Annotated in this window: 7 protein-coding genes; all 7 read left to right on the plus strand. The window is 51.1% G+C overall.

Going from position 1 to position 6,419, the window contains the following annotated elements:
• Positions 1 to 12: 12 nt before the first annotated feature.
• A complete protein-coding gene (locus HMPREF9698_RS06840) occupies positions 13 to 585 on the plus strand; it encodes a DUF2815 family protein (protein WP_003778648.1) in 573 nt (190 codons plus the stop codon).
• 64 nt (positions 586 to 649) lie between these two features.
• Positions 650 to 844 (plus strand): hypothetical protein, encoded by a 195-nt coding sequence (locus HMPREF9698_RS06845; RefSeq protein ID WP_003778650.1) that lies wholly within the window; start codon positions 650 to 652, stop codon positions 842 to 844.
• Positions 826 to 1,077, plus strand: a complete 252-nt coding sequence (locus HMPREF9698_RS06850) for a hypothetical protein (RefSeq protein WP_003778653.1) — start codon at positions 826 to 828, stop codon at positions 1,075 to 1,077. Before HMPREF9698_RS06845 ends, HMPREF9698_RS06850 begins: the two co-directional genes overlap by 19 nt.
• A complete protein-coding gene (locus tag HMPREF9698_RS06855) occupies positions 1,070 to 1,297 on the plus strand; it encodes a DUF3310 domain-containing protein (RefSeq protein WP_003778655.1) in 228 nt (75 codons plus the stop codon). Before HMPREF9698_RS06850 ends, HMPREF9698_RS06855 begins: the two co-directional genes overlap by 8 nt.
• Positions 1,290 to 1,904 carry a helix-turn-helix transcriptional regulator gene (locus HMPREF9698_RS06860; RefSeq protein ID WP_003778656.1) on the plus strand — a complete coding sequence of 205 codons (615 nt, stop codon included), beginning with the start codon at positions 1,290 to 1,292 and terminating at the stop codon, positions 1,902 to 1,904. Before HMPREF9698_RS06855 ends, HMPREF9698_RS06860 begins: the two co-directional genes overlap by 8 nt.
• Positions 1,901 to 3,838, plus strand: coding sequence for a DNA polymerase (locus HMPREF9698_RS06865; protein ID WP_003778658.1), 1,938 nt, complete (start codon positions 1,901 to 1,903; stop codon positions 3,836 to 3,838). Before HMPREF9698_RS06860 ends, HMPREF9698_RS06865 begins: the two co-directional genes overlap by 4 nt.
• Before the next feature lie 22 nt (positions 3,839 to 3,860).
• Complete coding sequence (locus HMPREF9698_RS06870; RefSeq protein WP_003778662.1) at positions 3,861 to 6,302, plus strand: virulence-associated E family protein; 2,442 nt, start codon at positions 3,861 to 3,863, stop codon at positions 6,300 to 6,302.
• Positions 6,303 to 6,419 lie beyond the last annotated feature (117 nt).

Here is a 6,419-nt window from a genome sequence, read left to right on the forward strand (position 1 = left end):
AGGAAAATTCAAATGTCTAAACAAAACTCAACTAAAGTAATCCTTAAAAATGTCCGCCTATCATTTGCCAACCTGCTTGAGCCGAAATCCATTAACGGCGGAGAGCCGAAGTATTCCACCCAAGTCATCATTGAGAAGTCTGACACTGAGAACATTGAGAATATGAAGAAAGCCATAGACATTGCCTACAAGCAGGGTTTAGAGGGCGGGCGGCTTAAGGGAGTTAAGCGTGACCGGCTTAAGACCACCTTACATGATGCGGAAGAAAAATACGACTTCGCAGAAAACCCAGAATATGAGGACACGCTCTACATCAACCTCAACTCTAAGAGACGACCAGGTCTCATCAACAAATTCAAAGACAAAACAGATGACCCAGAAGAAGTCTACAGTGGGGTCTACGCCAACGTATCCCTCAACTTCTACCCTTACAACACCAGTGGCAACAAGGGGGTCTCTGCAGGGCTGAACAACGTCATGGTGCTTGGCAAAGGTGAACGCTTAGGCGGTCAAGCCAGTGCTGAGTCTGACTTTGCCGACTTTGAAGCCGAAGATAGCAGTGATGGATTAGACGATATTCTATAAGAAAGACACAGGCGGACGGGGGGCATAACAGCCCCCTTTTTTGCTTATTAAAGGAGGAATAACCATGCAGAACGGTGCTTATCGATTATGTCATATTGATGAATTTGGAAATTATTATGGTGATGTTATCGAGGCTAATAGCCGACCACAGGCTATTCAGCTATTCAAGAAACAATTTAATTTAGAACCCAGTGCTTATGTCTTGGTTGACCGAGTCACGGAAGAGGAGGCGGAAGAAAAATGCGATCCTATCGACTAGGCTATATTAATAAAAAAGGTGAATTTAAAATTGCAACTATTGATGCTAAGACCTACCACCAGGCTAGACGAAAGTTGGGAGAGAGTGGGGTAGTAGACATGATGAAAACTTTGAGCGTAGATTTTCAGAAGTTAAAAGACCAGGGTGTAGACCTGGACAACCCGACAAGAGACGACTACACCATGCCGAAACTCGTGATTGACGTGAGTGGGGAGGTTGAGGGGGATGACTGACCCGATTAAACCAGACCACTACAGACAAGGCGACATGGATCTCTTTGAGGCCTGGCATGCAACCCTACCCTTTGACCACTACAAGACAGTCATGGTCTGTATCGCAGAGCGATATATGAAGCGAGACAAAGACAACCCCCTCCAGGACTTGGACAAGGCGATTTACACGCTGCAAAGGCTAAGAGAGAAGTTAGAAGAAAGGGATGAGCAGGATGCTTAGTATTGGAGACAGGTTAAAGAAATACAGAGAAGAACATGGGGTTTACAAGACCGACATGGCTAGATTACTGGAGGCTAACTACCACACTTACTGCAAGTGGGAGGATGACTACAACATACCGGGGGCTAACAAGTTATTTAATACGGCCGTGACTCTAGGTTGGTCGTTGGATGAGATTGAGCCTTGGCTGGACTTGCCTGAAAAGCCTGACGTCTTAAGACAGATCCTCATTCGGGCCTTGGAAAAGGGGCTTAATCGCACCCAGATCGCACGACTAGCTGACGTGAACCCAAGCAACTTCCTCGCTTGGTGTCGGGAAGACAAGCCCGTCACAGAGCCGGGTCTTGCTAAGTTAGAAGCCCTAGCTGACAGCCCCGAGTGGGATCTAGACTATGAGTGGGTCACTTATGGGGAGTTGGTAGGACCGAAAACCAGAAGTCGGGAAAAGGTCGGCTCAGCTCTCCCTCGCAGGGGGGTTGGTGGAGTCATCAACTACAAGCTAATCCAGCAATTGGAGGCTGAATACGGCCAGCTCACCTATGTGGCAGATGATGAGCCGAGACTGCAGACGATCAGGGAGGAGTTGAGACCTGGCTTATGCGGATGAATATCGATATCGAAACCTATAGCGAGGCTGACCTGCCCAAGGTGGGGGTCTATCGCTACGCTGATGACTCCACCTTTGACATCCTCCTCTTCTCCTGCTCCTTAGACGGCGGGGAGGTGATCTGCTTGGACTTGACTCAGCAAGACCTACCCCAGGACATTGCAGACCTGCTAGTGGATGAGTCGGTCAAGAAGAAGGCCTTTAACGCTCAATTTGAGCGAGTCTGCTTGTCTCACTACCTCTACAATGAGGGATTTGTAGATGAATTCAACTGGTTAGACCCAAGGCAGTGGGAATGCACCATGGTACATGCCTACAGTCTAGGCCTACCAGGGAGTCTAGGCCGGTGCGCTGAATTCCTGGGAGTCCGAGAGCAGAAAGACCAGGCAGGGACTCACCTCATTAACTATTTCTCTAAGCCTGCACGAGGCAAGCGTGACCGCAATAGACCAGAAGATGACCCAGAGAAATGGGAAGCTTACGTTAAGTATAATATTCAAGACGTCAAGACCGAGATGGCCATTGCCGAAAGGCTGGACAAGTTGCCAATGACAGACAGGGAATGGGAGATCTATGCCCTTGACCAAACCATTAACGACCGAGGGGTTCAAATTGACCAGGACTTAGCTGAGTCCGCAATTGACCTCATGGCTAAGCGGACTGAAGCGATCCAGGCCCGACTGAAAGACCTGACCGGGCTTGATAACCCCAACTCAGTGGCTCAACTCACTGAGTGGCTACAAGAGCGGGGCTACCCTCATGACAATGTCCGCAAGGCCAACGTGGAAGAGGCAAGCCAAGATGAGGGGCTAGACCCAGACGTGAGAGAAGTCTTAAAGCTCAGGCTAGAGGGGGCGAACACCTCCACTAAAAAATACCATGTCATGGACAGCGCCACCGGGTCAGATGGACGGATCAGAGGACTGCTCCAGTTCTACGGAGCGAGTCGGACAGGACGGTGGGCAGGGCGGTTGCTCCAAGTCCAGAACCTACCCCGCAACTACTTGAGGGGCTTAGACCACGCTAGAGACCTGGTCAAGGCTGAAGATGTGGAAGCCTTAGAACTCATCTATGATGAAGTGCCTGAGGTCTTAAAGCAACTGCTCCGGACTGGGATTGTAGCCAAAGACGGTCACCACTTCCTAGTCAGTGACTACTCCGCTATAGAGGCTAGAGTCATTGCCTGGCTGGCGGGCGAAGAGTGGTCACTCCAGGCCTTTCAAGACCATGGCAAGATCTATGAGGCCACGGCCGACCAGATGTTCCACTTGGGCGGTGTCGACCAAGTCACCCCAGAGTACCGACAGCGTGGCAAGGTGGCTACGCTTGCCCTGGGCTACCAAGGCGGTGTAGGAGCGCTGAAGCAAATGGGGGCGCTCAGCATGGGCATTCCAGAGAGTGACCTACAGGGCCTAGTGGATGCCTGGCGAGAGGCCAACAGCAACGTGGTTTCGCTCTGGTATGACACAGAAAATAAAGCCAAGCAGACCATCCAAGACGGGAGAGTCAGAACCACAGCAGGGGGACGGATTAAGATTAAGAAAGAAAAAGGCTTCTTACGGTTCATCCTCCCGAGTGGCCGAGCCATAAACTACCCTCACCCAAAGCTTGTCCCGGGCAAGTTCGGCCAAGCAATCGAATATGACGGCCAAGGGACGAGAGCGGGTTTTGTCCGTTTAGAGACTTACGGAGGCAAACTAGTCGAGAACCTGGTCCAGGCTACGGCTAGAGACCTCCTGGCTGAGGGGCTGAAACGGCTTGATGAGGCTGGATACCAAACCGTCTTTCACGTCCATGACGAGGCCGTCATTGAAGCACCGCTTGACCAGTCGGTTGAGCCAGTCAATGAATTGCTAGCCGTTGCCCCTGACTGGGCGGACGGACTGCCCCTCAATGCTGACGGTTTTGAGACGAAGTTCTACATGAAAGATTAAGAAAGGAAGAAGGTTGGAATGAATGAATTTAAAAATAGCGACTGCTGACAGTCGCAAGTCAAGCAAATGGAAGAATACAGAGATGACCTGGGCGGACTTCTTAGACCGACTCAGCCAGCCGACCGTTACCCAGGAGTCCTGGGACGAATACCGAGCTATGACCAAGACTCGAAAGGCTGAGGTTAAGGACGTGGGGGGCTTTGTCGGTGGTTGGCTCAAGGGAGGCAAGCGTAAGGCGGGCCATGTCGAGTTGCGGTCCCTCTTAACCCTGGATGTCGACTCAGCCCAAGAGGACTTAGTGGAAGTCCTAGACCTGCTCTTCTCCTGGAGAGGGGCTGTGTATTCCACCCACTCTCACCAGGAGGGAAGCCCTAGATACCGTCTGGTCTACCCCCTAAGTCGAGAGGTGACGGCTGATGAATACCAAGCGATTGGGCGGTACGTGGCCCAGGAAGTGGGCATGAGCCAATTTGACCCCACCAGTTTCCAGCCGGAACGGCTAATGTATTGGCCCAGCCATGCCAGGGGAGCTGACTACACCTACCAGGAGCTGGAGGGTGACCTGCTAGACGTGGACAAGGTGCTTGCGACCTATCCAGACTGGACGGATGCCAGCTACTGGCCACTCCACCCCTCTGAGAGTGAGGTGACTGCTGGGGGCAAGTCCAAGATGGAAGACCCCTTAGCCAAACGGGGATGGATTGGGGCGTTTTGCCGAGCTTACAGTATTAGCGAGGCTATTGAGACCTTTCTGCAGGACGTCTATGAGCCTGGTAGTAAAGAGGACCGTTACACCTATAAGGACGGCTCAACCAGTGACGGCCTGGTAGTCTACAGTGACAAATTCGCCTACTCCCACCACGGGACTGACCCTATTAGTGGGCGGACGGTGAATGCCTTTGACCTGGTTAGACTCCACAAGTTCGGAAAAGACGACAAAGAGGGGGTTAACCCCAGTAAGCAGGCCTCTTTTAAGAAGATGATTGACCTGTTGAGCCGTGACCAAGCCACTCTAGAGGAGATGGCACGAGAAGCCATCCAGGAGGCCCGTGACGACTTTTCAGACCTTGGTAATGGAGTAGGTCAAGTAGAGGGTCAAAAGGGCGTAGAGAGCCAGGAAGAGGGTGATAAGAGCGTTCCACCCTTTCGTTTCACCGACAAAGGGGAGTTAAAGCAAGATCCCTATAATTTGGAGCTAATCCTGGAGCATTCCAAGGCCTTTAAGGGCAAATTTGGCTTTAACGAATTCGCAGGCAACTTCGAGAAGCTTAAGCCCATGCCCTGGGAAGATGACTTCAATCCCGACTGGTCAGATGCCGACACGGCTCAATTAAAGAGCTATGTGAACCGAAAATACAGGCTAGTCTTTGGGGATGAACGGATTATTGATGCCTTGGTTGTGGTGAGTAAGTTACGGCCATTCAACCCGGTTAAGGACTATATTCAGTCGGAAGCCTGGGACGGCAAGAGCCGAATAGGGCGAGTCTTCATTGACTACTTGGGAGCTGAGGACACGGACTACACGAGGGAAGTGACCGAGTTGTGGTTTGCAGGAGCGGTAGCGAGGGTCTATGATCCTGGGTGTAAGTTTGACGTTGTCCCAGTGCTGGAGGGGTCTCAGGGGATTGGGAAGTCGACTCTTATTGCCAAGCTAGGCGGTGAGTGGTTCACCGACAGCCTGCAACGGCTAGACGGGAATAAGGACGACCTACAAATCTTAGCCCAGTCGTGGATTGTAGAGCTAAGTGAGTTAGCCAGCATGAAGCGGACGAACCTCGACCAAGCTAAGGGGTTTATTTCCAAAACGACCGACCACTACCGACCTGCCTATGCACGGTTAGCCGTTAAGCAGAAGAGAACAGTTGTCTTTATTGGGTCAACTAATAACAGTGAATTTTTGAAGGACATGACTGGGAACAGGCGTTGGTATCCTGTCTCCTGCCAAGCTCATGACCGGACTAAGAGTGTCTTTGATGGATCATTAGATGAGGTGATTGGGCAACTCTGGGCGGAGGCCTATGAGCTTTACCAGGATAAATACCAAGACGGGCTGACTCTGAGTGAGCAAAACGAAGAGGTAGCTAAAGAAGTCAGACGAGGTGCTGAAGCTCCTGATGTGACCCGTGACCTCGTCCTTGACTACCTGGACACCCCCAAGCCAGAAGAGTGGCATGAGATGACGAGGGCTGACCAGGCTGAATATCTAGAAGACATGGAGCAGGACTCACCCTTCAACCGTCACAAGGACAGCGTATTGGTGGAGCAGGACTTTGTCTCTAGTCGAGAGATCTTTGACCTGACTTTCGGAAGCTATGACACCAGAGTCTCAGGACGGACGAGTCAGGCTAATGCTGAGATCCAGAAGATTGGTCTAGTCTTGAGCAATTTAGATGACTGGGTCAAGAGCAGAAAGAGAATTAATGGAAAACAAGTCAGAGGGTTTAAGCGAGTCTCTAAGAATTAAGATGTGACACCTAAATCTGACGTGTCACACCACGTGTCACACCCTCTAAACCCTTGGTACGATTGGGCTTAGAGGGTATGTGTGACATGTGACACTATATTTTATATATATATATAT

This window comes from Alloiococcus otitis ATCC 51267 (assembly GCF_000315445.1).
Classification (GTDB): domain Bacteria; phylum Bacillota; class Bacilli; order Lactobacillales; family Carnobacteriaceae_A; genus Alloiococcus; species Alloiococcus otitis.

Coding starts and splice junctions, on each gene's coding strand:
- HMPREF9698_RS06855 (WP_003778655.1), top strand. CDS start 1,070: ATGACTGACCCGATTAAACCAGACCACTACAGACAAGGCGACATGGAT.
- HMPREF9698_RS06870 (WP_003778662.1), top strand. CDS start 3,861: ATGAATTTAAAAATAGCGACTGCTGACAGTCGCAAGTCAAGCAAATGG.
- HMPREF9698_RS06860 (WP_003778656.1), top strand. CDS start 1,290: ATGCTTAGTATTGGAGACAGGTTAAAGAAATACAGAGAAGAACATGGG.
- HMPREF9698_RS06840 (WP_003778648.1), top strand. CDS start 13: ATGTCTAAACAAAACTCAACTAAAGTAATCCTTAAAAATGTCCGCCTA.
- HMPREF9698_RS06865 (WP_003778658.1), top strand. CDS start 1,901: ATGAATATCGATATCGAAACCTATAGCGAGGCTGACCTGCCCAAGGTG.
- HMPREF9698_RS06845 (WP_003778650.1), top strand. CDS start 650: ATGCAGAACGGTGCTTATCGATTATGTCATATTGATGAATTTGGAAAT.
- HMPREF9698_RS06850 (WP_003778653.1), top strand. CDS start 826: ATGCGATCCTATCGACTAGGCTATATTAATAAAAAAGGTGAATTTAAA.